Origin of the sequence: Cereibacter sphaeroides 2.4.1 (genome assembly GCF_000012905.2) — a bacterium.
GTDB classification, from domain to species: Bacteria; Pseudomonadota; Alphaproteobacteria; order Rhodobacterales; family Rhodobacteraceae; genus Cereibacter_A; species Cereibacter_A sphaeroides.
The window spans coordinates 1,990,566-2,017,526 of the sequence record NC_007493.2; the positions used below are offsets into that span (position 1 = coordinate 1,990,566).

Annotated in this window: 21 protein-coding genes; 10 read left to right on the forward strand and 11 right to left on the reverse strand. The window is 69.4% G+C overall.

Features of this window, described 5'->3' with window-relative positions; all coding sequences use genetic code 11:
* The first annotated feature begins 47 nt into the window (after window positions 1-47).
* Window positions 48-1,535: a 1-hydroxycarotenoid 3,4-desaturase CrtD gene (crtD, locus tag RSP_RS09620; protein ID WP_011338113.1), complete on the forward strand. Its 1,488-nt coding sequence runs from the start codon at window positions 48-50 to the stop codon at window positions 1,533-1,535.
* 35 nt (window positions 1,536-1,570) lie between these two features.
* On the forward strand, window positions 1,571-2,440 hold the full coding sequence (gene crtC, locus RSP_RS09625) for a carotenoid 1,2-hydratase (protein WP_017140263.1): 870 nt from the start codon (window positions 1,571-1,573) through the stop codon (window positions 2,438-2,440).
* 160 nt (window positions 2,441-2,600) lie between these two features.
* On the opposite strand, the gene tspO is transcribed toward crtC, so the two are convergent.
* Genes tspO through RSP_RS09640 form a run of 3 tightly spaced genes read right to left on the reverse strand, consistent with a single transcriptional unit; the run spans window position 2,601 to window position 5,729 of the window.
* Complete coding sequence (tspO, locus tag RSP_RS09630; RefSeq protein ID WP_002720433.1) at window positions 2,601-3,080, reverse strand: tryptophan-rich sensory protein TspO; 480 nt, start codon at window positions 3,078-3,080, stop codon at window positions 2,601-2,603.
* 28 nt (window positions 3,081-3,108) lie between these two features.
* Entirely contained in the window at window positions 3,109-4,176 is a 1,068-nt protein-coding gene (crtB, locus tag RSP_RS09635) for a 15-cis-phytoene synthase (RefSeq protein ID WP_011338116.1), read from the reverse strand.
* The gene (locus RSP_RS09640; protein WP_002720435.1) at window positions 4,173-5,729 is read right to left on the reverse strand and encodes a phytoene desaturase; all 1,557 of its coding nucleotides are present in this window, start codon (window positions 5,727-5,729) and stop codon (window positions 4,173-4,175) included. The genes crtB and RSP_RS09640 overlap by 4 nt, the downstream gene beginning before the upstream one ends.
* A 157-nt stretch (window positions 5,730-5,886) precedes the next feature.
* Here RSP_RS09640 and crtA point away from each other — a divergent pair, with 157 nt between their 5' ends.
* The 4 genes from crtA to bchO are packed head-to-tail and all read left to right on the forward strand — an operon-like array spanning window position 5,887 to window position 10,430.
* Window positions 5,887-6,861, forward strand: a complete 975-nt coding sequence (gene crtA, locus RSP_RS09645; RefSeq protein ID WP_002720436.1) for a spheroidene monooxygenase — start codon at window positions 5,887-5,889, stop codon at window positions 6,859-6,861.
* Window positions 6,862-6,865: 4 nt separating this feature from the next.
* Window positions 6,866-7,870, forward strand: coding sequence for a magnesium chelatase ATPase subunit I (gene bchI, locus RSP_RS09650; RefSeq protein ID WP_002720437.1), 1,005 nt, complete (start codon window positions 6,866-6,868; stop codon window positions 7,868-7,870).
* 14 nt (window positions 7,871-7,884) lie between these two features.
* A complete protein-coding gene (locus RSP_RS09655) occupies window positions 7,885-9,561 on the forward strand; it encodes a magnesium chelatase subunit D (RefSeq protein ID WP_017140264.1) in 1,677 nt (558 codons plus the stop codon).
* Window positions 9,562-9,563: 2 nt separating this feature from the next.
* Window positions 9,564-10,430 carry an alpha/beta fold hydrolase BchO gene (bchO, locus tag RSP_RS09660; protein ID WP_011338118.1) on the forward strand — a complete coding sequence of 289 codons (867 nt, stop codon included), beginning with the start codon at window positions 9,564-9,566 and terminating at the stop codon, window positions 10,428-10,430.
* 248 nt (window positions 10,431-10,678) lie between these two features.
* On the opposite strand, the gene idi is transcribed toward bchO, so the two are convergent.
* The 8 genes from idi to ppaA all read right to left on the reverse strand — a co-directional run bounded on the left by idi (window position 10,679) and on the right by ppaA (window position 19,524).
* A complete protein-coding gene (gene idi / locus RSP_RS09665) occupies window positions 10,679-11,212 on the reverse strand; it encodes an isopentenyl-diphosphate Delta-isomerase (RefSeq protein ID WP_011338119.1) in 534 nt (177 codons plus the stop codon).
* A 2-nt stretch (window positions 11,213-11,214) separates the two neighbouring features.
* Window positions 11,215-12,399 carry a geranylgeranyl diphosphate reductase gene (locus RSP_RS09670; protein WP_002720441.1) on the reverse strand — a complete coding sequence of 395 codons (1,185 nt, stop codon included), beginning with the start codon at window positions 12,397-12,399 and terminating at the stop codon, window positions 11,215-11,217.
* A 2-nt stretch (window positions 12,400-12,401) separates the two neighbouring features.
* Window positions 12,402-13,685: a PucC family protein gene (locus RSP_RS09675; protein WP_011338120.1), complete on the reverse strand. Its 1,284-nt coding sequence runs from the start codon at window positions 13,683-13,685 to the stop codon at window positions 12,402-12,404.
* Window positions 13,682-14,590, reverse strand: coding sequence for a chlorophyll synthase ChlG (gene chlG / locus RSP_RS09680; RefSeq protein WP_011338121.1), 909 nt, complete (start codon window positions 14,588-14,590; stop codon window positions 13,682-13,684). Before chlG ends, RSP_RS09675 begins: the two co-directional genes overlap by 4 nt.
* Before the next feature lie 73 nt (window positions 14,591-14,663).
* Window positions 14,664-15,284, reverse strand: a complete 621-nt coding sequence (gene bchJ / locus RSP_RS09685) for a bacteriochlorophyll 4-vinyl reductase (RefSeq protein WP_002720444.1) — start codon at window positions 15,282-15,284, stop codon at window positions 14,664-14,666.
* Window positions 15,285-15,290: 6 nt separating this feature from the next.
* Complete coding sequence (gene bchE / locus RSP_RS09690; RefSeq protein WP_011338122.1) at window positions 15,291-17,129, reverse strand: magnesium-protoporphyrin IX monomethyl ester anaerobic oxidative cyclase; 1,839 nt, start codon at window positions 17,127-17,129, stop codon at window positions 15,291-15,293.
* 147 nt (window positions 17,130-17,276) lie between these two features.
* Window positions 17,277-18,671: a transcriptional regulator PpsR gene (ppsR, locus tag RSP_RS09695; protein WP_011338123.1), complete on the reverse strand. Its 1,395-nt coding sequence runs from the start codon at window positions 18,669-18,671 to the stop codon at window positions 17,277-17,279.
* A gap of 58 nt (window positions 18,672-18,729) precedes the next feature.
* Entirely contained in the window at window positions 18,730-19,524 is a 795-nt protein-coding gene (ppaA, locus tag RSP_RS09700) for an oxygen-sensing regulator PpaA (RefSeq protein ID WP_002720447.1), read from the reverse strand.
* A gap of 372 nt (window positions 19,525-19,896) precedes the next feature.
* On the opposite strand from ppaA, the gene bchF reads away from it, so the two are divergent.
* From bchF to RSP_RS09720, 4 genes are all read left to right on the forward strand, one after another.
* The gene (gene bchF, locus RSP_RS09705) at window positions 19,897-20,379 is read left to right on the forward strand and encodes a 2-vinyl bacteriochlorophyllide hydratase (RefSeq protein ID WP_009565673.1); all 483 of its coding nucleotides are present in this window, start codon (window positions 19,897-19,899) and stop codon (window positions 20,377-20,379) included.
* Window positions 20,376-21,662 (forward strand): ferredoxin:protochlorophyllide reductase (ATP-dependent) subunit N, encoded by a 1,287-nt coding sequence (locus RSP_RS09710; protein WP_002720449.1) that lies wholly within the window; start codon window positions 20,376-20,378, stop codon window positions 21,660-21,662. Before bchF ends, RSP_RS09710 begins: the two co-directional genes overlap by 4 nt.
* 70 nt (window positions 21,663-21,732) lie before the next feature.
* The gene (gene bchB, locus RSP_RS09715) at window positions 21,733-23,337 is read left to right on the forward strand and encodes a ferredoxin:protochlorophyllide reductase (ATP-dependent) subunit B (protein WP_011338124.1); all 1,605 of its coding nucleotides are present in this window, start codon (window positions 21,733-21,735) and stop codon (window positions 23,335-23,337) included.
* Window positions 23,327-26,908 carry a magnesium chelatase subunit H gene (locus tag RSP_RS09720; protein WP_011338125.1) on the forward strand — a complete coding sequence of 1,194 codons (3,582 nt, stop codon included), beginning with the start codon at window positions 23,327-23,329 and terminating at the stop codon, window positions 26,906-26,908. Before bchB ends, RSP_RS09720 begins: the two co-directional genes overlap by 11 nt.
* Window positions 26,909-26,961: the final 53 nt, after the last annotated feature.

A 26,961-nucleotide genomic window follows, 5' to 3' on the forward strand; every position in this document is an offset into this window, starting at 1 on the left:
GTCTTTGATACTGGACAGCCCGCACGGGGGTGTCAACAATCCCGGGCATGAGACAGATTGTGCCGAAGGTGGTTGTGGTCGGGGCCGGGATGGGCGGGCTGGCCTCTGCGATCCGGCTGGCGCGGGCCGGGTGCGAGGTGACGCTCCTCGAGGCGCGAGAGGCGCCGGGGGGGCGGATGCGTACCCTCCCGAGCGTGGCGGGACCGGTGGACGCAGGCCCGACCGTGCTCACGCTTCGCGAAGTTTTCGACGATATCTTCGAGGTTTGCGGCCAAAAGCTCGATCATCACCTCACTCTCCTGCCCCAGCCGCTTCTGGCCCGGCACTGGTGGCTCGACGGCAGCACGCTCGACCTCACCACCGACCTCGAGGCCAATGTCGAGGCGGTGGCGGCCTTCGCCGGCGCGCGCGAGGCCCGCGCCTTCCGCCGCTTCCACGATCTCTCGGCGCGGCTTTATGACGCTTTCGACCGGCCGATGATGCGCGCGGCCCGGCCCGACCTGCGGGCCATCGCGACCGGGGCCCTGAAGGCGCCCCGGACATGGCCCGCGCTCCTGCCCGGCATGACGCTCGACCGGCTCCTGCGGCTCTTCTTCCGCGACCGGCGGCTGCGTCAGCTCTTCGGGCGCTACGCCACCTATGTGGGCGGCACGCCCTACGGTGCGCCGGGCGTGCTCGCGCTCATATGGGCGGCCGAGGCGCGCGGGGTCTGGGCAATCGAGGGCGGGATGCACCGGCTCGCGCTGGCGCTGGCCCGCCTGGCCGACGATCAGGGCGTGCGGCTGCGCTACGGGGCGCCGGTCGCGCGCATCCTGCGCCAGGGCGGCCGCGCCACCGGCGTGCAGCTGGCCGACGGGCGGACGCTTCCGGCCGATCACATCGTCTTCAACGGCGATCCGGCGGCGCTCCTTGCGGGGTGTCTGGGCGACGGGCCGCAGGACGCCGTGCCCGAGGACCGGATCCACCCGCGCAGCCTCTCGGCCTGGGTCTGGTCCTATGCCGCCCGCGCCTCGGGCCCGCCGCTCGTCCATCACAACGTCTTCTTCGCCGACGACCCCCGGCGCGAGTTCGGACCGATCGCCGCAGGACAGATGCCGGAGGATGCGACACTCTACATCTGCGCCGAGGACCGCTCCGGCGGGCAGCTCCCCGACGGGCCCGAGCGATTCGAGATCATCATGAACGGACCGCCCGGCCGGCCCGCGAAACCCGAGGATTTTGCGCAATGTCGCAGCCGAACCTTCGACCGCCTGAGACAGTTCGGGCTGACCTTCGACCCGGTGCCGGGCGAGACGAGCCTGACGGCCCCCTCGGGCTTCGCGAGCCTGTTCCCGGCGTCGCAGGGCTCGATCTACGGGCTGAGCCCGCACGGGGCGCTGGCCTCGCTGAAGCGTCCGCTGGCGCGGACGGCGCTGCCGGGCCTGTGGCTGGCGGGGGGCGGGGCCCATCCGGGGGCGGGCGTGCCGATGGCGGCCCTCTCCGGACGGCACGCGGCCGAGGCGATACTGGCGGACCTTGCTTCTCGGTCGAGGTAGCGCCCGACGGCTATGCCTGGTGGTATATCGACGGCGTGTCCGACGACGGCACCCGCGCGCTCTCGGTGATCGGCTTCATCGGCTCGGTCTTCTCGCCCTGGTATCGCTGGTCGGGCCGGAAGGAGCCGCAGAACCACTGCTGCCTCAATGTGGCGACCTACGGCCCCGGCGGGCGCTTCACCATGACCGACCGCGGCCGCGCCGCGCTGCGGCAGAGCCCGGACACGCTGACCGTGGGCCCCTCGCGGATGCACTGGACCGGCACCCAGCTCATCGTCGAGGTGAACGAGATCTCCTCGCCGCCCCTCGTCTCGCCGGTGAAGGGCCGGATCGTGCTGACCCCCACCGGGATCACCGATGTCGAGGTGACGCTCAAGGACGATGGCTCGCACATCTGGCGCCCCTTCGCACCCACCGCGCGCATCGAGGTCGATCTGACGCAGGGCCACCGCTGGCACGGCCACGGCTATTTCGATGCCAATTTCGGCACGGCCGCGCTCGAGGCCGACTTCCGTTTCTGGACCTGGGGCCGCTACCCGGTGGCAGACGGGGCGGCCTGCTTCTACGACGCGACCCGCCGCGACGGCTCCCGGCTCGAGCTCGGGCTCCATGTCGCGGCCGACGGGCGCGCGCGGCTGATCCAGCCGCCGCCCGAAGCCCGCTTCGCCCGCTCGCGCTGGCTGGTCGAGCGCCACACGCCCGCCGATCCGGGCACACGGCCGCGGCAGGTGATGTCGATGCTCGACGCGCCCTTCTATTCGCGCGCGATGGTCGAGACGACGGTCTTCGGCCAGAAGACGGTCGGCGTGCACGAGGCTCTCGATCTGCGCCGCTTCCGCTCGCCGCTCCTGATGCCGATGCTCGCCGTCCGCGTCCCCCGCCGCCCCGGCTGGAGCTTTTCCTGACATCCCGGCCGCCGCCGGCCGCGCCTTTCACTCTGCGCAAATATCCTCGGGGGGAATTGCCCCGCAGGGGCAAGGGGGGCAGACAGCCCCCCCCTTTTCAACCCCGGAAGCAAAAGGGGCGGCGCCCGCAGGCCCGCCCCTCCTCTATTCTGCCCCCGGATCAGGCGCGGGCTTCGGGCCGGTTCCAGTTCAGCCGCATCGCCTCGAAATTGAGGCCGGTCGCGGCGGTGGCCCAGATCAGGTAGGGCACGAACAGCACCCCCGCCCAGGTGTCGAGCTGGAAGAAGGCCCACATGGTCGCGGCCACGAAGAGCCACATCACCATCACCACGGCGAGCGCGGTGGCCATCCGCTTCATCCCGAAGAAGACCGGCGTCCAGAGCGTGTTGAAGGCGAGCTGCGCGGCATAGAAGGCCAGCGCCTGCCCCGAACCTTCGAGCTGCGCCACCCGCATGGCCGCGAGGCTCATGAGGAAATAGAGCGAGGTCCAGGCCAGCGGAAACACCCAGCGCGGCGGGTTCCACCAGGGCTTGTTCAGATTGTCGTACCATTCATCGGGCTTCAGCAACGCCCCCGTCGTCGCGGGCGCGCCGCAGGCAGCGAGGAAGGTGAGGAAAAGAGCCCAGTCCATGTTCATCATCGTTACTCCGGTATACCTTCATGAGAACCTAGATCGGGTTGGCCCGGTTCCCCAGTCGCTGCCGCGAGATCTGCCGATCCTGCGCCTCGAGCTGGGCCAGAACCGAGATCAGCGCCTCGGAGCGGCCGCGCTGCGGCCGGGCCCGGGCGGCGGCATTGACGAGGAAGGCCACTTCGGGCTCGGGCGCCGCATGCAGCGTGGCGCAGCCGGGGCCGAACGGGCTGAGGGCCGCGCGTGTGGCCGAGAGCCCGAGCCAGACGAGCTTCTGGCGCCGCGTGGTGAAGGCGCGGCGCGTCACGCTGTCATAGCCGTTCCGCGCGATCTCGTCGCCGATACCCGCATAGATGTGGCGCGCGGCATAGATGCCGGGCCGGCAGGCCAGAGGCAGGCCGCAGACCCCCGCTTCCGAACGCAGATAGAGCCGGTCGGCCGCGCGCAGCAGGCGGTGCGTCACCGCGCGGATGCGGTCGTCGACCACCGGCCGGGCGAGGAACTCCTCGACCGGCAGCCCCTCCTCCTCCATCCAGTCGCGCGGCAGATAGATCCGTCCCGAGCGCGCGTCGGTCCCCACGTCGCGGGCGATGTTGGTGAGCTGCATGGCGAGGCCCAGATCGCAGGCCCGGGCCAGCACGTCGGGATCGCGCACCCGCATGAGGACGCACATCATCGCCCCCACCGCCGCGGCCACCCGCGCCGAATAGTCGAGCACGCCCGAGAAACTGTCGTAGCTCCGCCCCACCGCGTCCCAGGCGAGCCCCTCGAGCAGCGCCTCGGGCAGCGCCCGGGGCATCTCGAACTCCTCGACCACCGCGGCGAAGGCGCGGTCGGCCGGCGCATTGCGCGGGCGGCCGCCATAGACGAGGTCCAGCCGGTCGCGCAGGCTCAGGACGGCGCGGCGCTTGACCTCGGCATCCTCCTCGCGCTGTCCATCGTTCACCGCCTCGTCGACCGCATCGTCGGCCACGCGGCAGAAGGCATAGAGCGCCAGCGACGGCGCGCGCACGCGCTCGGGCAGCAGGCGGGACGCGGCATGGAAGGAATAGGAGCCGGTGCGGATCATCTCCCGGCAGGCATCGAGATCGGCAGAGGCAATCATTCCGCGGCAAGCCTTTCAGCAGGTTCGGCCTCGCGGCGCGCACGTGGCGCATCGGGGGCAAGCTTGGCCATCACTTCGGCCGAACCGATCACGCCGGGCACGCCCGCACCCGGATGGGTGCCCGCGCCCACGAGGAACAGGTTCGCCACCTCCTCGGAAATGTTGTGCGGCCGGAACCAGGCCGACTGCAGGATCCGCGGCTCGATCGAGAAGCCCGCGCCCCAGGGGCTGAGGTAGCGGTCGCGGAAGGTCTCGGGGGTGAAGACGAGCGAGGGCCCGATCCGTTCCCCGATCCCCGGCATCGACTGTTCGAGCACCTCGAGCACGCTTTCGCGGTAGGGCTCGGCCACAGCCTGCCAGTCCACCGGTTGCGCCTGTTTCAGATGCGGCACGGGCGAGAGCGCATAGAACGTGTCATCCCCCTCGGGCGCCACGGTCGGATCGGTGATCGAGGGCCGGTGGATATAGAGGCTCATGTCCTTCGCGAGCTTGCCCTTGAGGAAGATGTCCTCGACCAGCCCCTTGTAGCGCGGCGCATTGACGATCGTGTGGTGGCCGACGTCGGGCCACATGCCCTTCGTCCCCTTCGTTCCGAAATACCAGACGAACAGCCCCATCGACCAGCGCCGGCTCTTCACATGGGCGTCGGTCCAGCGGCGGCGCGGATGGTTACGCAGAAGCCGCATGTAGGTATGGCCCGCATCCGCATTCGAGACCACGAGACCCGCCCGCAGCACCTCGCCCGAGGCGAGCCGCACACCGGTGGCGGTGCCCTTCTCGACGAGGATCTCGTCCACCTCGGTGTTCATGCGGAAGCTGCCGCCCTGCCCCTCGATCACCTTCGCCATGGCCGCGGCGATGGCCGCCACGCCGCCGATGGCATAATGGACGCCGAACTCCTTCTCGAGCTGGCTCACAAGGATATACATCGAGGTCACGTTGAAGGGGTCGCCGCCGATGAAGAGCGGGTGGAACGAGAGCGCCATGCGCAGCCGCTCGTCCTTCACCCGAAGCGCGGCGTGCTGGTAGACCGACCGGTCGGCCCGCATCATCCCGAAGGTGGGCAGCACCTTGATGAGATCCCACAGCTTGTGCATCGAGCGGCGGCCGAGATCCTCGTAACCGAACCAGTAGCGCTTTTCGCTGTCCTTCAGGAACTTCTCGTATCCCGCCACATCGCCGGGCGAGAGGCGCGCGACCTCGGCCTTCATCGCCTCGGTCGACTGGCGCACCGTGAAGTGCGACCCGTCCGGCCAGCGCACCTCGTAGAACGGATCGATCGGCTTCAGCTCGACATCGGCGTCGAAGTCCCGCCCGCAGGTCTTCCACAGGTCGCGCAGGCTCTGCGGCACCGTCACGATGGTGGGTCCCAGATCGAACCGGTGCCCCTCCTGCGTGATCGAGGAGCCGCGGCCGCCCGGAACGTCGAGCTTGTCGATGACCGTCACGCGCCAGCCCTTGGCGCCGAGGCGCATCGCAGCCGCAAGGCCCCCCAGTCCGGAGCCGATCACAAGGGCGCGGTCGGCGTCGGAGGCGGGCGAGATCGAGGGCATGGCGCGAACTCCTGCAGTGCTTGTCAACATGCCCCATACAATAGACTGTCTAGTCAGGTTTACAATGCGGCTTGAGGGCGGTGCGACTTCGCGACTAATGTCCGCCCGCTTCGGTTCGGTGTTTGATCGCGCCCACCCCATCTGCAGGAGGAATGACATGCAGACTGTCACGCTCAGTATCTTCCGGTTCAACGAGTTCGAAAAGCGGCTCTGGGTGCTTGGTCAGATGACCGCAAACAAGCTGGGCATGCACTACCTGCCGAAGGCGAAATTCTGGAAGATGTTCGGCTCGGGCACGGGTCAGGGCTTCACGCCGAAGCCCAACTGGCACGTCTGGAGCATCCTTGCGGTCTGGCCGGACGAGGAGACCGCGCGGCGGGAAGTGGCCGAATCGCCGATCTACCAGCGCTGGACCAAGATGGCCGACGAGAGCTACACGGTGCTCCTGCAGCCCACCAGCGCCTGGGGCAAATGGGACGGCAAGGAGCCGTTCGAGCCGGTGAAACCCGCCTCGGACGTGCGGCCGATCGCCGCCCTCACCCGGGCCACGGTCAAGTTCTGGAAGGCCGAGCGGTTCTGGGCGCGCGAGCCTGCCATCTCGCACATGATCGGCCGGAACAAGGACGTGGTCTTCAAGATCGGCGTGGGGGAAGTGCCGTTCGTCCAGCAGGTTACCTTCTCGATCTGGCCCGACGCCCGCTCGATGGAGGAGTTCGCCCGCGGCGCCGGCGGCCCGCATGGCGAGGCGATCAAGGCCGTGCGCGCCGAGAACTGGTTCAAGGAGGAGCTTTATGCCCGCTTCCAGATTCTCGGAACGATTGGTAAGTGGGAGGGCAAGGACCCGGTGGGCGAGGCGCTGACCGCACGCCCCTCCGAGGCTCCGAAACCCGCTCCGGCACCGGCGGCAGCCCAGCCCGCCCCGGCGGCCGAAGCTCCGAAGCCTGCCCCGGCGCCGGTCGCGGAGAAGCCCGCTCTCGCCGTCGAGATGCCGAAGCCCGCCGAGCCGCCGAAGCCCGTGGTCGAGGCCCCGAAACCCGCTTCCGCTCCCGTGGCCTCGAAGCCGATGCCGCAGGGCGGGAAGCCGAACTTCAAGGGCAAGCCCGGCAAGGGCGGCCGCAAAGAGAACGCCTGACGCAATGAAAAAACCCTTCCCCTTCTCGGCCATCGTCGGTCAGGAGCAGATGAAGCAGGCCATGGTGCTCACTGCGATCGACCCGGGCATCGGCGGCGTGCTGGTGTTCGGCGATCGCGGCACCGGCAAGTCCACCGCCGTCCGTGCGCTCGCGGCGCTCCTGCCGCTGATCAAGGCGGTCGAGGGCTGCCCTGTGAACTCGGCCCGGCCGGAGGATTGCCCGGAATGGGCGCATGTCTCCTCCACCACGATGATCGAACGGCCGACGCCCGTCGTCGACCTGCCGCTCGGCGTGACGGAAGACCGTGTGGTGGGCGCGCTCGACATCGAGCGCGCCCTCACCCGCGGCGAAAAGGCCTTCGAACCCGGCCTGCTCGCCCGCGCCAACCGTGGCTATCTCTATATCGACGAGGTCAACCTCCTCGAGGATCACATCGTGGACCTGCTCCTCGACGTGGCGCAGTCCGGCGAGAATGTGGTCGAACGCGAGGGTCTGTCGATCCGCCACCCCGCCCGCTTCGTGCTGGTGGGCTCGGGCAACCCCGAGGAAGGCGAGCTGCGCCCGCAGCTTCTGGACCGGTTCGGCCTTTCGGTCGAGGTCCGCAGCCCCCGCGACGTGGAGACCCGCGTCGAGGTCATCACCCGCCGTGACGCCTATGACGCGGACCACGACGCCTTCATGGAGAAATGGGGCGCCGAGGACATGCAGCTCCGCGGCCGCATCCTCGGCGCGCGGGCGGCGCTGCCCCAGCTCAAGACGCCGAACACCGTGCTGCACGACTGCGCGGCGCTCTGCATCGCGCTCGGATCCGACGGGCTGCGGGGCGAGCTCACGCTCCTCCGGGCGGCCCGCGCCCAGGCGGCCTTCGAGGGCGCCGAGGCGGTGGGGCGCAGCCACCTGCGGTCGGTTGCGACCATGGCGCTCAGCCACCGGCTGCGGCGCGATCCGCTGGACGAGGCGGGCTCGGTCAGCCGCGTCGAACGGTGCGTGGCGGAGGTCCTGCCCTGACACACGCAGCCCCCGTGCCGCTCGGCCCGTGGGAACGGGTCGAGGCGGCCCTCACCCTTCTCGCCATCGACCCTGCAGGCCTCAAGGGCCTCTGGCTCCGGGCGCGGGCCAGCGCGCTGCGCGACCGGATCACCGGGGCGCTCGGCGCGCTGCCGCTGCCGGTCCGCCGCATTCATCCGACCATCGGCGACGATGCGCTCTTCGGCGGGCTGGATCTGGCCGCGACCCTCTCGGCCGGCACGCCCGTCGTGCAGAAGGGCATCCTCGACGAGCCCGCGGTGCTGGTTCTCGCCATGGCCGAGCGCACCCTGCCCGGTCTCGCGGCCCGGCTCGGCACCGCGCTCGATGCGCCGCGCCACTGTCTGATCGCGCTCGACGAGGGCGCCGAGCGCGACGAGCTGCTGCCGCTCGGCCTCGTGGACCGGCTGGCGCTGTTCCTCGACCTCGACGGCCTGCCCTGGGGCGAGACCCGCGAGATCGCGCTCGACCCCGAGCGCCTCGCCGCAGCCCGCGCCCGGCTGGCCGCGGTGGCGACCCCGCCCGAGGCGGCCGCGACCCTCGCCCGCGTGGCGGCGCAGCTCGGCATCGCGAGCCTCCGCGCGCCGACGCTGGCGCTGGCCGCGGCCCGCGCGCAGGCCGCCTGGGAAGGTCACGCCGCCGTCACGGACGAGGACATCCGCCGCGCGGCCGATCTGGTCTTCGCCCATCGCGCCATGCCTGCCTCCGAGGAGGCCCCGCCCGAGCCCGAACCCGAGCCGCCCGAGGATCAGCCCGACGACAGCCCGCCGCCGCCCGAGCAGCAGCAGGGCGAGGAGATGTTTCCCGAAGAGATGCTGGTCGAGGCCGTGCGGGCGGCGCTGCCGGCCGATCTCCTCGAGCAGCTGGCCGCCGGTCGCGCCGCGCGGATGGCGCGGGGCGCCACCGGCACCGGCTCGGCCAAGGCCGGCAACCGCCGCGGCCGCCCCCTGCCCTCGCGCATGGGCCGCCTCGGCACCGGCGCGCGGATCGACCTCGTGGGCACGCTGCGCGCGGCCGCCCCCTGGCAGCCGCTCCGCCGCCGCCAGCAGAAGACCGATGCCGTGCTGCTCGTGCGGCCCTCCGACATCCGCATCAAGCGGTTCCGCGAGACCTCGGACCGCGTGCTGATCTTCGCCGTGGATGCCTCGGGCTCTTCCGCCATGGCGCGCCTCTCCGAGGCGAAGGGCGCGGTCGAGCTTCTTCTGGGGCAGGCCTATGCCCGGCGCGACCATGTCTCGCTGCTGGCCTTCCGGGGCCGCGACGCCGAGCTGATCCTGCCGCCCACCCGCAGCCTCGTGCAGACGAAGCGGCGCCTTGCGGGCCTGCCCGGCGGGGGCGGCACGCCGCTCGCCCACGGGCTGCGGCTGGCGCTGGCCGTGGGGCTTCAGGCCCGCGCGCGCGGCATGACACCCACGGTCGCGCTTCTGACCGACGGGCGCGGCAACATCGCGCTCGATGGCTCGGCCAACCGGGCGCAGGCCGAGGAGGATGCGCTGAAGCTCGCGGCCTCGCTGCGCGGCTCGGGTCTGCCCGCGGTCGTGATCGACACGGCGAACCGCCCGCAGCCCTCGCTCGCGGCCCTCGCCCGCGCCCTCGACGCGCCCTACATCGCCCTGCCGCGGGCCGATGCCCACAAGCTCTCGAACGTCCTCGGCGCAGCAATGGGAGACTGACCATGGATCTCGACCGGATGCCCCCCGACTGGCCCGGGCGAGAGTCCATGCGTCGCATCGATTGTCCGCCGCACCAGTGGTGCGTGCGGGACGAGGGGCGGGGCCCGACCGCCCTCCTCCTTCACGGCGCGGGGGGATCGAGCCACTCGTGGCGCCATCTCGTGCCGCTTCTGGCCCCGCACTTCCGGGTCGTGGCGCCCGACCTGCCGGGTCAGGGCTTCACCCGGGCCGGGCAGCGCCGCTTCTCGCTCGAGGCGATGGCCGAGGATCTGGCGCGGCTCTGTGCGGCCGAGGATTGGCGCCCCTCCGTTCTCATCGGCCATTCGGCGGGCGCGGCGCTGGCGCTCCGGCTGGCCGAGATCCTGCCCGTGCGCCCGCGCGCCGTGGTGGGGATCAACGCGGCGCTCGGAAATTTCGAGGGCACGGCCGGGTGGCTCTTCCCGCTGATCGCGAAGCTTCTCGCGCTCAATCCCTTCATCCCGCCGATGGCCGCGCGGCTCTTCGGCGCCGAGGACCGCGTGCGCCGGCTGATCGGCTCCACCGGCTCGGACCTCGATGAGGCGGGACTGCGGCAATACATGACGCTGATCGGCGATCATGTGCATGTGGACGGCACGCTCTCGATGATGGCGCAATGGCGGCTCGATGCGCTGCAGCGCCGCCTGCCCGCCATCGACGTGCCGACCCTGCTCATCGCGGCGGCAAAGGACGGGACAGTGCCCCCCCGCATCTCGCAGGAGGCGGCGGGGCGGATGCCCTTCGGCTCCTATGTCGAGATGCCGGGCCTCGGCCATCTCGCGCATGAAGAGGATGCGGCGGGTGTGGCCGCGATCCTTCTGCCCTTCGTGGAGAGGCACCTCCGGACCTGACGCGCCGTTCGCGCTTCGCGAATGGCGGCCTCCGCGCGGGGCGCCCTCACCTGACGAGGCGCAACCCGGCCGCCCGCAAGTATTCCGCGAAGCGCAAGCGGCACGACCTCTTGCAAACGCAGACCGGCGGTCTGCAAGCCTTCGGCGCCGGGCAGCCCGCGAGGAGTTTCAGCCGAGGCAGAGCCTTGCAAGCCACAAGAAAAGGGCGGCTCCCGCAGGAACCGCCCTCTTCGTTGCTCTTCCGGCGCTTACTGCACGACGCGCAGCTTGCCGAAGATCCGCTCCATATGCTCGGCCAGATAGATCCGGAGCCAGGGTGTGAAGCGCTCGGGATGCTCCTTCACCTCGCGCGCGAGATCGGTGAGGTCGACCCAGCGGGTCTCCCACACCTCTTCCGGGTCCGGGTTCACCGGCAGGTCCGAGGGCGCCTCGGCCACGAAGATGTCGACCACCTCATGCTCGGTCAGCCCGTTGCCCACGTCGGCGCGATATTCCACGCGGTCGGCGAAGACGGTGACGAGCCCGGTGATCCCCAGTTCCTCGCGCAGGCGCCGGACGGCGCAGTCGGCCGCCTCCTCGCCCCAGCGGGGATGGGTGCAGCAGGTATTCGCCCAGAGGCCGGGCGTGTGATACTTGCCGGCCGCGCGGCGCTGGATCAGCACCGCCTCGCCGGCCATGACAAAGACCGAGATCGCCATGTGACGCAGGCCGCGCTGGTGCGCCTCCAGCTTCTCGACCGGCATCAGCCGGCCCTCGACCCAGGCGGGAACCATTTCCGTCATTCTCAGGTCCATTGCGGCGAGACGAGCCGCGTCAGGTGCATCACGTTCTTGAACCCGATCTTGATATGGGCCCAGGGCTGTTTGCTCGTCAGTTTCTTGTTCATGTAGGACTCGAAGGTCAGGCGCTGAACGTCGGTGTCGTGGCACAGGCTCACGAACCGCTCGCGCCGCTCGTCGTCGCGATAATAGGCATCCTGCATCGAGCGGAGAACCTTGAACACGGTCTTGTGGTCGGCCATGAACATCTTGCGCGCGAGTTGGAGGTCGGTCGCCCGGCCCGATTTCAGCGCGGCGAGGCAGGCCCTGGCCGCGACCTGGCCACCGACGAAGGCATAGTAGATCCCCTCGCCCGACGAGGGTGCGACGACCCCCGCCGCATCGCCCGCAAGCACCACGTCCTTGCCGTTGTCCCACTTCTCCAGCGGCTGCAGCGGGATCGGCGCGCCCTCCTTGCGGATCGTCTCGCACTGGTCGAGCCCGGCCTGCCGGCGCAGGAGCGCAGTCGCCTCCTTCAGGTCGAAGCCGAGGATGCCCGTGCCCATGCCGACCGAGGCGGTCTCGCCATGCGGGAAGATCCAGCCGTAGAAATCGGGGCTGACCCGGCCGTCGTAGATCACGTCGCAGCGGGTAGGGTCGTAGTCGATCACCGAGCTGGTCGGCGGCTTGATGATCTCGTGGTAGGCGATCACCATCGGGATCTTGTCGCCCCCGGGCACCTCGGCGCGTGCCACGTCGGATTTCGCGCCGTCGGCACCGATCACGAGCTTGGTCTCGGACCGTTTCTCCTCGCCCGTCGCCTTCTCGCGCCAGACGACATAGGTGTGGAAGCTGTCGCGCTCGACGCGCAGGAAGGTGCCCGTCAGCCGCTCGGCCCCGGCCTTGGCGGCGCGGCGGCGGAGCCATTCGTCGAAATGCTCGCGGTCCACCATGCCGACGAAGCCGCCCTCGATCGGGATGTCGACCTTGCGGCCGGTGGGCGAGATCATCCGCGCGGTGCGGATGCGCGCCACGATCTGGCTGTCGGGGATGTCGAAATCCTCGATCAGGCGCGGCGGGATCGCGCCGCCGCAGGGCTTGATCCGCCCGGCACGGTCGAGAAGCGCCACGCTCTTGCCGGCACGGGCCAGCTCGTCGGCCGCCGTGGCGCCCGACGGGCCGCCACCCACTACGAAGACATCATAGGCCATGCTCACTCTCCAGGCACAAGCCGGCCGGCGGGCATGGAGCGCCCGCCTTCCAGGATACGAAGCGCCATCAGCGCCGAAATGACGAATAGGACGGCCTCGGCCAGGAAGACGAGGCCGAAGGCGGTGGATCCACGGGCGACCAGCTGGAGGAGATCGGCCGACGCCGCCCCCAGAAGCCCGCCGAAGCCGGCCGCGACCGCCTGGGCCGCGCCCCAGAGCCCCATGCGGGTGCCCTCGCGCGCCTGTCGCCCCTCGCCCGCGAGCTGCATCATCGAGCCGATGGCCGCCACGGCGAACATGCCGTTGAAGAGGCCCATCAGCACCACGGCCGGCACGATCAGCGGCAGGTGCATCTGGCCGATCAGCGCGATCCCCGTCAGCGCCAGCGCCGAGCCGAGGCAGCCCGCCACGACCCAGCCGCGGAGCGAGCCGATCCGAAGGCCGGTCTGGCCGATGCCCACCGCCAGCATGCCCACGAAGACGCCGCCGTTCTGCGCCCCCGAGAGCGATGTGGTCTGCCCCGGTGTCAGGCCGAAGACGAGGCCCGCATAGGGTTCGAGGATCAGCTCCTGCATGAAATAGGCGGTCATCGACAGGAAGACGAAGAAGGTGAAGGTGCGCGCCCGCGGCTCGGCCCAGACCTCGCGCAGCCCCTGAAGCAGCGGGGCCGCCTCCGGTTCGGGCTGGGACACGAGGCCCCGCTCGATCCGCCAGGTGGCGAGGATCGTGAGGACAAGGCCACCTGCGCAGACCGCGCCCACCAGTTCGAGGAGGCGCGCCGGGGTATAGGGTTCGAGCAGCGCGCCCACGGTGCCCGCGGTGGCGGCGATGCCGAAGATCATCATGAGCCAGGTGATCGTGGCCGCCGCCGCGCGCCGCTCGGGCCGGGTGCAGGTGGCCATCAGCGCCAGAAGCGAGGTGCCGCCCATGCCCGCGCCGAGCCCGATCATCAGATAGGCCACGAAGGAGAGCGCAAGGCCCGGCCAGAAGGCCGTATGCATCCACACGACGCCCAGCGCCGCCGAGAAGGCGCCGAGCGCCAGCGTCGCCATGCCGCCCACGATCCAGCGCGTGCGGTTGCCGCAGGTGTCCGACCGGTAGCCCCAGGAGGGTCGCGTGACCTGCACCGCATAATGGAGCGCCACGAGCAGGCCCGACAGCACCGCCGGCAGTGCGAGCTCGACCACCATCAGCCGGTTCAGCGTCGAGGTGGTCAGCACCACCATGCCGCCGAGGCTCATCTGCACGAGGCCGAGCCGGAAGATGCCGAGCCAGCCCAGCGTCACGGCAGCACCTCCAGCCCGCGGATGGCGAAGGCCGCGACCATCATGCCCAGCACATAGAGCGTGACGCCGGTGCCGTTATACCAGGGGCACTTGCCCGCCGGATCGCGCAGCAGCACGCGCATCGCGAACAGCTGGGCCACCAGCAGCGCGGTGATGATGCCCGCATGGATGGGCTTGCCCCAGATGACGAGGAGCGTGATGACGAGGATCTGCGCCATCGCCATGACGGTGCAGGCGAGCTTCGCGGCCACTTCGGGCCCGAGCATTACTGGCAGCGAGCGCACGCCATGCTGGCGATCGCCCTCGAGCGCCTTGAAATCGTTGAGCGTCATGATGCCATGCGCGCCGAAGGCATAGAGCAGCGCCACGGTCACGATGAAGAAGCTCGGCGCGCCCGCCGACAGGACGGCCGCGCCCGTGAACCAAGGCAGGCCCTCGTAGCAGAGCGCGACGAGGCCCGGCCCCCACCAGCCCGACCGCTTGAGGCGGATCGGCTCGACCGAATAGGCCCAGGCCGCGAGCACGCCGAAGACGGTGGCGCCGAAGCCCCAGGGGCCCAGCATCCAGCCCACGGCGAGCGAGAGCACGGTCATGAGGAGTGCGATATAGAGCCCCCAGCGCCCGGGGATGCGCCCCGAGGGGATCGGCCGGTCCGGCTCGTTCACGGCATCCACATGCCGGTCGCACCAGTTGTTCGCGGCCTGGCTCATGCCGCAGACCAAGGGGCCTGCCAGCACCATCCCGAGGAGGACCAGCGGCCATTTCTCTCCGGGCCAGATCCCCACCGAGACCGTGCCGCAGAGATAGGCCCAGATCGGCGGGAACCAGGTGATGGGCTGGATCAGCTCGAGCAGCGCGCGCGGCTCGGGCACGGAGCGGGGGTGTAAGGATAGATTGACACTCATGTGTGTCACCTAAGCATGACGACGGGGAGTCGGGCAAGGAATTTGCCCGGGCGTCCCAGTGACAGATTGCACATCAGCGCCCCTTGGGCAGGAGCTCGAACCGGCAGGCGGGTGCGCCCTTGGCGCAGCAGGCGGTCTCGCGCACGGCCACATGCGGCCAGACGAGGCGCGAGAAGAGGCGCTCGAACACCGCCGCGTGCCAGTGGCACAACGGGGTGTCCGAGCTTTCTCCGGCGACCACGGGGTTCCGGGCAATCTCGAATGACAGCGGGCGTCCCGAGACGACGCGGAACTTGCCGGAGCCGGCGAAGGTCCAGGAATGTTTGGCGATGGCCGTGGCCAGCACCCGCGCGCCGAGAAAGGCCGGCAGCGCGCGGATGAGCCGTTGGGCCAGAGGCGGGATCCGGTTGGCGAGGATATAGTCCCCCGTCGCCAGCCCCGCCTCCCGCAGGAGGCGCGGAGCCTCCTCGGGATGGGTGTCGCGCAGCCAGCGATGCAGCGTCGAGACCTGCGTCTCGGGCAGCATGCCCGACTCCGGACCCGGCCGAGGCACGCCTGCCGCAGCCAGTGCCCGGTCGGCCGCACCGGGCCCGAAGGCCGCCTCCAGCACCGGAATGAGCTGGAGGATCGCGTTCGGGCCGATCCGGTGGGCAATCGCCGGGCCACCCGTCAGCCGCTGGTCATGCGCGGTCATCGGAGGTCACTCCGCCGGACGGACGAGACGCTCCTCGGCCTCTTCCATCTGCTGCTTGCCGCCGCCGCAGGCCATCGGCATGGCGAATTCATCCTCGGCCATCTGCTGCCTGCCGCCGCCGCAGGCCATCGGGACGTGGAATTCGTCCACCTGCTGCTGCTTCTTGCCGCCGCAGCCGCAGTCCGACCCGTCGGCATGGCCGCCGCAGCCGCCACCGCCCGCCGTCAGGATCGGCGCCGCCTCGGCCTTGGCCGCATTGCGCTCCTCGGCACGGGCCTTGCCCTGCACGCGCAGCGCCTCGCGGCGCTCGGCGGCCTTGGCGGCGCGGTCGGCCGAGGCCTCCCAGTCCGCCATCTGGGCGTTGCCGATCTTGCGGGTCTCGTCGAAGTGGAAGTCCACCTTGTCCTTGGACTGCGGCCCCCAGTAGCCGGCCTTGCCCAAGTCGTAGAAGGTTCGCCCCACCCCGGCCTTCAGGAAGGCCTTGAGGCAGCCCAGGAGGTAGCGCCGACGGAAGCCCGTGCCGCGCCACGGATAGTGGAACAGCGCCTTCTTCATGTAGAACCGGCGGTAGTTGTTCATGACGCCGTCGAGCAACTCGCCGCGGGTCAGCGCCTTCGGCTTCATGATCGGCGTCACGAAGTTGTATTTCGAATAGTCGAAGACCTCGACCTGATCGCGCAGCTCCTGGAAGAGCGGCGTGAAGGGCCAGGGCGTGTACATCGACCAGTTGGCGAGGTCCGGCTGCCAGTCCCACGCCATCCGGTAGGTTTCTTCCAGCGTCTCCTTGGTCTCGTTGTCGAGACCCACGATGAACTGGGCTTCGGTGAAGATGTCGGCCTCGCGCAGGAGGCGGATGGCCTCCTTGTTCTCGGCCACCGTCGTCTCCTTGTTGAAGACGTCGAGCTTCAGCTGCGCCGCGGCCTCGGTGCCGAGCGAGATATGGACGAGACCGGCCTTGCGGTAGAACTTCAGCAGTTCCTTGTCGCGCTTGACGTCGGTCACGCGGGTGTTGATGCCCCACTTCACCTTGTCGGGCAGGCCGCGCGCGATCATCTCCTCGCAGAATTCGATGAATTTCTTGCGGTTGATGGTCGGTTCCTCGTCGGCGAGGATGAAGAAGCCCACGCCGTGCTCGTTCACGAGCTTCTCGATCTCGTCCACGACCTTCTTCGGGTCGCGCACGCGGTAATCGCGCCAGAACTTCCACTGCGAGCAGAAGGAGCAGGTGAAGGGGCAGCCGCGGGCCATGTTCGGGATCGCGACGCGCACGCCCAGCGGCTCGTAGATGTAGTTCTTCCAGTTGATGATGCCCCAGTCGGGATCGATGGAATCCACGTCCCGGATGGTGGGGGCCGCGGCGGTCGAGACGATCTCGTCTCCGTCGAGGAAGGCCAGACCCTTCACCTGACGGCGGGTCTCGGCGAAATTGTCGGCCTCGTAGGCCTTCACGAGGTTCACCAGAACCTCCTCGCCCTCGCCGCGCACGATCACGTCGATCCATGGCGCCTCTTCCAGCACCTGCCGGAACATGAAGGTGGCGTGGATGCCGCCCAGCACGCGCAGCGCGTTCGGCACGACCTCCATCGCGACCTTCAGGGTCTCTTCGGCGACGTAGATCGAGGGGGTGATGGCGGTGGTGGCAACGATGTCGGGCTGAAGCTCCCTGAGCTTCTCGGCGAGTTTCTCGTGCGAGACATAGTCGGTCATCGCGTCAATGAAATGGTAGTCGGTGTAGCCGGCCTTCTTCAGCGCGCCACACAGGTAGGCAACCCACGCCGGCGGCCAGCTGCCGGCGATCTCGGCGCCCCCGGAGTGATAGTTCGGGTGAACGAATACGATACGCATTGGTGGACTCCCGCTGTGTCCATTTCAGTTGACATACTTCTGTGGCGGGCAAATTGATGCATGTCAAAGCGACCATTCGACCCGCGCGGACGGGCCCACACTTTCCCAAAGGCGGGGGAAATGCCCTGCGGCAGCGGGGCGCAGGGGTCACTCGTCCTTGTTCAGGAGGCCGAACTTGCGCAGCTTCACATAAAGCGACTGCCGCGACAGCGAGAGCATCTCGGCCGCGGCCACGCGGTTGTTCCGCGTCAGCTCCAGTGCCGTCTCGATGCACATTTTCTCAACAACATCAGTGGTTTCCGCAACGATGTCCTTGAGGGTGGAATTCCCGACCAGCTCCATAACATTGCGGGCGGGCTCGTCGATCACGCCCGTCGCGGGCACGGGCCTGCGCATCGTGTCGGCCCGGCTCGTGTCCCGCACGACAAGAACGAGCAGCGGGCGCTCGCGGTCATCGAGCCAGGTGGCCGAGATCTCTGCGGCAATCTGCCCCGCGAAGTCGGTGGTGAGTCGGGTGGCATAGAGCCGCAGTTGTCCAGTGCGTCTGACACTGTCGATCAGCACGCGCAGGTCGACGCTGCCGCGGGCGAGGAAATCGGCGATCGAGCGGCCGCGGATCGCGGCGAGGCTCGACGAGTCGGTCATGTTGAGGAAGGCCTCGTTGGCGCCCCGGATCGTGCCGTCGGCATCGGAGAAGACGATTCCGTCCACCCCCTCGTGATAGAGCCGGGCGAGGTTCTCGGACAGCTCGTCGCCCACCGGCTGCGTCGCATCGGCCGGGTCGATCTGGCACAGGAGCAGCCGCTCGCCCGCCGCGCGGAAGACACGCGGCACCACCAGAAGCCGCTTCTGCGACCGCCGCGCCAGCACCTCGACCGGCGCAGCACTTTCGGTCGCCGCGAGATTGGTCATCGTCTCCATGAACTCGCCGCGCCGCCGTCCCTCGAACTCCTGCGCGATGGCCGCGCCCAGCAGGTCCTGGCGCACGCCGCCGAGCAAGAGCCCCGCCGCGCTGTTCAGATCGACGATCCGCCCGGTGGACATCGAGACGAGCACCATCGGATCGCGCGACACGTCGAGCACCACGCGGTAGCGGGTCTCCATCTCGCGCTGGGTCTCGTAGTCGCGTTCCATCGCAAGCTGCGCCGCGACCAGCTGCTGCTGCACCTCTGCGATGGGGCGCAGGTCGCGCCCGAGCATCAGGATCGAGCGGTCGGCCGGCAGGCGGTGCAGGATGTAGCGGATCGGAAACTCGAAGCTGCGCGGATCGATGTGGTTCAGCTCGACCGCGACCGATCCGCGGCCGGGTTCAAGCCCCTCGCTGCGCAGGCGGAACTTGGCGACGCTCTCGGCGGTCAGCACTTCCTCGAGCGGGCGACCCTCCCACTCCGAAAGCTGGCCGAAGCTCGGGTGGTGCGGGTTGGCCATCACCTCCCGGACCACCCCTTCCTGCGAGACGAGCAGCGAGATGTCGGCCGCGGTCGCGATCAGGTCGCGCACGAGGTCCGGAGCGAGGGACGGGAGGCTCCCGCCGGCCAGCATGTCTCTTCCTTCTGAACTCAATGTCCTACCGATCGTCCCGGCCCAGCGGCCGCCAGCCTCAAGCGCGGCCCCGTCCGGGTCGCCGCCGGCTTCCGCCCAGCCCGCAGGCCTGCAGCGCCGCCTCAATGTCGTTCGTCACGATGTCCGCCTCCGGTATGGACGCTGCTTCCGTGCCGTCGAGGAATAATGCTCCTCCCATGGCAACCGGAATCCGGCCGCCGGTCATGTCCTTCAGCGTCTTCACCAGTTTGCGCCCGACTTCAAGCATCTCTGCATGGGCAAGGGAAATCATTATGGCGTCAAAGCGCCTTTTCCCGAAAAGTTCCCGAAGTTCGGCAGGTCCCGTGCTCATCCTCAGGCAGACGGAGACGCCGAGACGGCGCAGTTTGGCCACCGCCACCATGGCTCCCAGAGTGTGCTGCTCGCCGGGCGGCAGGAGAACGAGAACCGCGGGCCCGTCCCGCATTCCGCCCTCATCCGCCGACCAGGAGGTGGCGATGTCGCGCAGGATCGCCTGCAGCCGCGCGGTGCCGATGGTCACTTCGGCAAAGGTGCATTCATCCTCGTGCCAGCCCTGCCCCAGCCGCCGCGCGACCTCGGGGATGTAGAGCTCGGCGAGGGCCACCCGGCTCACCCGCGCTCGGCGCAGCTCGGGCTTCAGGAGTTCAAAGGGGGCGCGATCCATCGAGCGGACCGCCACCAGAAGCCGTCGGACGAGATCCTCACGCAGCGGCGCATGGGTGGCGCCATCCCGCGCGGTCAGCCGGGCGACCACCTCGGCCGCGAAGTGAGAGACGGCCACCGGGCCCTCGCCCGCGATCCCCGCCCTGTCTCTCTGCAAGCCATCGTGCATCACCAGCTCCGCCGGGCAGGCCTGGCCGCACCCACTGCCAAGATCCGCGCAATCGGGATCTCGCAGGGCCCGCAGAAGCGGCGCGACACAAGCCCGGGCAATTGTAGGCTGACTGTCATCCAAGGAGGAACGCATGTCAAAGAAAATTGACACCTCAGGCAGCGGAGGCAGCCCATCCCCCGCTGAACTCACACTTAATCCTTGGATTTACGACAGAGTGTCGCAGCTTCCCCGCGGCGATCTGCGCCTTTGCCGCACTGTGCTCTCGCCGCAAAAGATGTAAGTCAGAATTGACACTTTCGGAATCGGAACGATAATCTCCCCCTAATGGCAGCCCCTTTTGCGGGCCCTCCTCGGAAGGCGAACCTCAAGATGCAGCCCACGTCCCCCGCAGCGCCGCACCGGCGGCTCTACACCGAGGAACAGCGTGCGCGACGCGATGCGACGCGCTGGACCCTGGTGCAGGGCATCCTCGCGCCGCTCCAGTTCCTCGTCTTCGCGATCTCGCTGGGGCTCGTGCTGTGGTATCTCGCGACCGGCGAGGGCTATGCGGCGGCGACCGCCTCGATCCTGATCAAGACCTTCCTCCTCTACACGATCATGGTCACCGGCGCGATCTGGGAGAAGGTGGTGTTCGGCCAGTATCTCTTCGCCCCCGCCTTCTTCTGGGAGGATGTCTTCTCGTTCGGCGTCATCGCGCTGCACACCGCCTATCTCTGGGCGCTCTTCACGGGCCAGCCGCACGGGCTGCAGATGGGCATCGCGCTTGCGGCCTATGCGACCTACGTCATCAACGCCGGGCAGTTCCTGTGGAAGCTGCGGATGGCCCGCCTCGACATGGAGGCCGCGCAATGAGCCTTGACCTTCCGCCCCCGCCCGCCCGCGGCTGCCGTTCGACCGAGGTCCTGAAGGAGCGCGGCCAGCGCGAGGTCTTCTGCGGACTGACCGGCATCATCTGGCTGCACCGCAAGATGCAGGACGCCTTCTTCCTCGTCGTGGGCTCGCGCACCTGCGCCCATCTGCTGCAATCGGCGGCCGGGGTGATGATCTTCGCCGAGCCGCGCTTCGGCACGGCCGTGCTCGAGGAGAAGGATCTCGCGGGCCTCGCCGACGCCAATGCAGAGCTCGACCGCGAGGTGGACCGCCTGCTCGCGCGGCGTCCCGACATCCGGCAGCTCTTCCTCGTGGGCTCCTGCCCCTCCGAAGTCATCAAGCTCGACCTGCACCGGGCGGCCGAGCGGCTCTCGGCGCATCACGGGCCCGCGGTCCGGGTCTACAACTTCTCCGGCTCGGGGATCGAGACGACCTTCACGCAAGGCGAGGATGCCTGCCTCGCCTCCATCGTGCCGACGCTGCCCGCCACCGAGGCGCGCGAGCTTCTGCTCGTGGGTGCCCTGCCCGACGTGGTCGAGGATCAGGCGGTCTCGCTTCTGACCCAGCTCGGGATCGGGCCGGTGCGCTGCCTGCCCGCCCATCACGCGGCCGAGGCGCCCGGCGTGGGACCGAACACGGTCTTCGCCCTCGTCCAGCCGTTTCTCGGCGACACGCATGGCGCGCTGACCCGCCGCGGCGCGCGGCACATCGCCGCGCCCTTCCCCTTCGGCGAGGAGGGCACGACCCTCTGGCTCAAGGCCATCGCGGACGAGTTCGGCGTGTCGGCCGACACGTTCGAGGCCGTCACCGCCGCCCCCCGCGCCCGGGCGCGCAAGGCCGTGGCCGCGGCCTCCGAGGGGCTGCGCGGCAAGTCGGTCTTCTTCCTGCCCGACAGCCAGCTCGAACCCTCGCTCGCCCGGTTCCTCACCCGCGAATGCGGCATGAGCGCCGTCGAGGTGGGCACGCCCTTCCTCCACCGCGGCATCCTCGGGCCGGATCTGGACCTCATCGCCGAGGGGCCGGTCCTGTCGGAAGGTCAGGACGTCGAGCGCCAGCTCGACCGGGTGCGCGCGGCGCGACCCGATCTCACGGTCTGCGGGCTGGGCCTTGCCAACCCGCTCGAGGCCGAGGGGTTCACCACCAAATGGGCCATCGAGCTCGTCTTCACGCCGGTGCATTTCTACGAACAGGCGGGCGATCTCGCCGGCCTCTTCTCGCGGCCGGTGCGGCGCCGGGCGATCCTGCGGCGCGAGGCTGCGGAATGACGCATCCCGCGACTCCCCATTCTCCGCTATCCCCATCGCAAGAGGCGGCGGACCGCCCAGGGAACCGGACATGAAACTGACGCTGTGGACATATGAAGGCCCGCCCCATGTGGGTGCGATGCGCGTGGCGACCGGCATGACCGGGATGCATTATGTGCTCCACGCGCCGCAGGGCGACACCTATGCCGACCTGCTCTTCACCATGATCGAGCGCCGCGGCAAACGGCCTCCGGTGAGCTACACGACCTTTCAGGCCCGCGATCTGGGCTCGGACACTGCCGAGCTGTTCCAGTCCGCCTGCCGCGACGCCTACGAGCGCTTTCAGCCGCAGGCGATCATGGTCGGCTCCTCTTGCACGGCCGAGCTGATCCAGGACGACACGGGGGGCCTCGCCGACGCGCTGTCCCTGCCCGTTCCGGTCGTCCATCTCGAGCTGCCCTCCTACCAGCGCAAGGAGAATTTCGGCGCGGACGAGAGCTTCCTGCAGATCTGCCGCAAGCTTGCCAGGCCCATGGAGCGCACGGAGAAGGTCTCCTGCAACCTCCTCGGGCCGACGGCTCTGGGCTTCCGCCACCGCGACGACATCCTCGAGGTGACGCGGCTTCTCGAGGGCATGGGGATTGCGGTGAATGCGGTGGCGCCGATGGGCGCAAGCCCGGCCGACATCGCCCGGCTGGGGGCCGCGCATTTCAACGTGCTGCTCTACCCCGAGACCGGCGAATCCGCCGCCCGCTGGGCCGAGAAGACGCTGAAGCAGCCCTATACGAAAACGGTTCCCATCGGGGTCGGCGCCACGCGCGACTTCGTGGCCGAAGTGGCGGCGCTCGCAGGCGTCGCGCCCGTCGCGGATGACAGCCGCCTGCGCCAGCCCTGGTGGTCGGCCTCGGTCGATTCCACCTACCTCACCGGCAAGCGCGTGTTCCTGTTCGGCGACGCAACCCATGTGATCGCGGCGGCCCGCGTCGCGCGCGACGAGATGGGCTTCGAGGTGGTGGGCATGGGCTGCTACAACCGCGAATTCGCCCGCCCCATGCGCGCGGCCGCCAAGGGCTACGGGCTCGAGGCGCTCGTGACCGACGATTACCTCGAAGTCGAGGAGGCCATTCAGGCGCTCGCGCCCGAGCTGATCCTCGGCACGCAGATGGAGCGCCACATCGCCAAGCGGCTCGGCATCCCCTGCGCGGTGATCTCGGCTCCGGTCCATGTGCAGGACTTCCCGGCCCGTTACTCGCCGCAGATGGGCTTCGAGGGGGCGAACGTCCTCTTCGACACCTGGATCCATCCGCTGACCATGGGTCTCGAGGAGCATCTCCTGACCATGTTCCGCGAGGATTTCGAGTTCCACGACGAGGCCGGCCCCTCGCACCACGGCGGCAAGGCGGTCCCCGCCTCGGCGCCCCGCGCCGACGAGGCCGCCGAGGCGCTGCCGCTGACGGGCGCCGAGACGGCCGAGGGGGGGTCGATCCCCCCCGAGGCCGTGCCCCCGGCCGAGGCCGCCGCAGTCCCCGCGGGCGAGATCGTCTGGCTGACGGATGCCGAGCGCGAGCTGAAGAAGATCCCCTTCTTCGTGCGCGGCAAGGCACGCCGGAACACCGAGAAGTTTGCGGCTGAGAAGGGCCTCACCCGGATCAGCCTCGAGACCCTGTACGAGGCGAAAGCTCATTATGCACGGTGAAGTCTCAGGTCCAGCCGGCACCCCCGGCTACAGCATCGCCATCGTCACGCTCGACGCCCATGCGGCCGGGCCCGCGGCGCGCATCGCGCCGCGCCTGCAGCAGGACTTCCCGGGCCTGACGCTCTCGATCCATGCCGCTGCCGAATGGGCCGAGAAGCCCGAGGCGCTCGCCGCCGCGCGCGAGGCCATCGGCCGGGCCGACATCGTCATCGCGAACCTCCTCTTCATCGAGGAGCATATCAACGCCGTCCTGCCCGAGCTGCAGGCCGCGCGCGAGCGGGTCGACGCCTTCGTCGGCATGATCGCCGATCCCTCCATCGTGAAGCTCACGAAGATGGGCGATCTCGACATGCAGAAGCCCGCCTCGGGGCCGATGGCGCTGCTGAAGAAGCTGCGCGGCGCCTCGAAGGAGCAGGGCAACAGCGGCGAAAGCCAGATGCGGATGCTCCGCACCATCCCGAAGATGCTGAAGTTCGTGCCCGGCAAGGCGCAGGATCTGCGCGCCTGGTTCCTGTCCATGCAATACTGGCTGGGCGGCTCGGACGACAACCTCGAGCAGATGGTCCGCTATCTCGTCTCGCGCTATTCGGCGAACCGGGCCTGGCACAGGATCCATGCCAAGGCGCCGATCGAATATCCCGAGGTGGGCCTCTATCATCCGAGCCTGCCCGACCGCATCACCACCGACCCGAACGACCTGCCCCGCCCCGCGGGCGCCAAGGTCACGGTGGGCCTCCTGATGCTGCGCTCCTACATCCTCGCCTCCGACACCGCCCATTACGACGCGGTGATCGAGGCTTTCGAGCGGAAGGGCATCGCCGTCCTTCCGGCCTTCGCGGGCGGGCTCGACGGGCGCCCGGCGATCGACGCCTATTTCCACGACAAGCTGGGCACGACCATCGATGCGATGGTCTCGCTCACCGGCTTCAGCCTCGTGGGCGGCCCCGCCTACAACGACAGCCATGCGGCCATCGAGGCGCTGAAGGGCCTCGACGTGCCCTATATCGCGGCCCATCCGCTGGAATTCCAGACGCTCGGCCAGTGGGCGCAGGCGGGCGGCGGGCTCGGCCCGGTCGAGACGACGATGCTCGTGGCCCTGCCCGAGATCGACGGCGCCACCAACCCCACCGTCTTCGCCGGCCGGCACGACCTCTCGGGCTGCACCGGCTGCCCCGGCGGCTGCAAGGCCACCGCGCAGGCGGCCGAATGCCGCGCCATGTCGCCCTGCCACGAGCGCATCCAAACCCTGGCCGAGAAGACGCTCCGCCTTGCGCTGCTGCGCCGCTCGAAAATCGCCGAGCGCCGGGTGGGGGTCGTGCTCTACGGCTTCCCGCCGAACGCGGGCGCCGTCGGCACCGCGGCCTATCTCGCCGTCTTCGAGAGCCTCTTCAACGTGCTGAACGCCATGAAGCGCGAGGGCTACCAGCTCGAGGTGCCCGAGAGCGTGCAGGCGCTGCGCGACGCGGTGCTCGGCGGCACGGCCAGCCAGTATGGCCAGCCCGCCAATATCGCGGCCCATGTTTCGGCCGAGAAGATCGTCTCGGGCACGCCCTGGCTTGCCGACATCGAGAAGGCCTGGGGCGCCGCCCCCGGCCGCATCCAGTCGGACGGGCGCGGCGTCTATATCCTCGGCCAGCAGTTCGGCAATGTCTTCGTGGGCGTCCAGCCGGTCTTCGGCTACGAGGGCGACCCGATGCGGCTCCTGTTCGAGAAGGGCTTCGCGCCGACCCATGCCTTCAGCGTCTTCTACCGCTGGCTGCGCGAGGATTTCGGCGCCGACGTGCTGCTGCATTTCGGCATGCACGGCGCGCTCGAATTCATGCCCGGCAAGCAGGCCGGCATGTCCGGCGCCTGCTGGCCCGACCGGCTGATCGGCGCCCTGCCGAACGTCTATCTCTATGCGGCGAACAACCCGTCCGAGGCCTCGCTCGCCAAGCGCCGCTCGAACGCGATCACGGTAACGCACCTGACCCCGCCGCTGGCCAAGGCCGGCCTCTACCGCGGGCTGCAGGATCTCAAGGACAGCCTCACCCGCTACCGGCAGCTCGCCCCCGACGCGCCCGAACGCGAGGAGCTCTCGCTCCTGATCGGAGAGCAGGCCCGGGCCGTGAACCTCGACATGGTCGATGTGGACACGATGTGGCTGAAGCTCCTCGAGACCGAGGGCTCGCTCATCACCGACGGGCTGCATGTCGTGGGCCGGCCCATGACCGAGGAGCAGATCGCCGACAACATCGCTCTCATGCCCGAGATGTCGTCCGAGCGGCGGGCCGAGGTCGAGGGGATGCTGCGGCAGGAGACCGAGATCGCGGGCCTGCTGCGCGCGCTCGGCGGCCATTACATGGAGCCGGTGCCGGGCGGCGACCTGATCCGCGCGCCCGAGATCCTGCCCACGGGCCGCAACATCCATGCCTTCGACCCGTTCCGCATGCCCACCGCCTATGCGATTCAGGACGGGGCGGCGCAGGCGCAGCGGCTGCTCGACGCGCACCCGAAACTGCCCGAGACGGTGGCCCTGGTGCTCTGGGGGTCGGACAACATCAAGTCCGACGGCGGGCCCATCGCGCAGGCTCTGGCGCTGATGGGGGCCCGGCCGCGGTTCGACCATTACGGCCGTCTCGCGGGCGCCGACCTCATCCCGCTGTCGGAACTCGGCCGCCCGCGGATCGACGTCATCATGACGCTCTCGGGCATCTTCCGCGACCTCCTGCCGCTCCAGACCCGGATGCTGGCCGAAGCCGCCTGGAAGGCCGCCAATGCCGAAGGCGAGCCGCTGGCGCAGAACTTCATTCGCGCCCATGCCCTGTCCTACGCGCAGGAGATGGGCGTGGACATGGAGACCGCCTCGCTGCGGGTCTTCTCGAATGCCGAAGGCGCCTATGGCTCGAACGTGAACGTGCTCGTTGGCTCCTCGGCCTTCGGCGAGGAAGACGAGCTGGCCGACGCCTACGAGGCCCGCAAGAGCTTCGCCTACGGCCGCTCGGGCAAGCCCGTGCAGAATGCGGCGCTTCTCCAGAAGTCGCTGAAGACGGTGGATGTGGCCTATCAGAACCTCGAATCGGTCGAGCTGGGCGTGACCACGGTCGACCATTACTTCGACACGCTGGGCGGCATCGCGCGCGCGGTGAAGCGGGCGCGGGGCGAGGAAGCGTCCGTCTATATCGGCGACCAGACCCGCGGTGGCGGCACCGTCCGCACGCTGAAGGACCAGATCGCGCTCGAGACCCGCGCGCGCAGCCTGAACCCGAAATATTACGAGGGGCTGCTGAAGCACGGGGCCGAGGGCGTGCGCCAGATCGAGGCGCAGGTGACCAACACGCTCGGCTGGTCGGCCACGACCCAGCAGGTCGAGCCCTGGGTCTACCAGCGCCTGAGCGAAACCTTCGTGCTGGACGAGGCCATGCGCCGCCGTCTGGCCGAACTGAACCCGGAAGCGAGCGTCCGCATGGCCGAGCGTCTTCTGGAAGCGAGTGCCCGTAACTATTGGCAGCCCGACGCGGAGACTTTGGCCGCGTTGCAGGGGGCTGCGGACGAGTTGGAAGACCGTCTCGAGGGGATTGCCGCCGAGTGAAGCGGACGGGACGGCAAGCCCTGCGGGACGCAGGGATGGCTTTAGCAATGGGG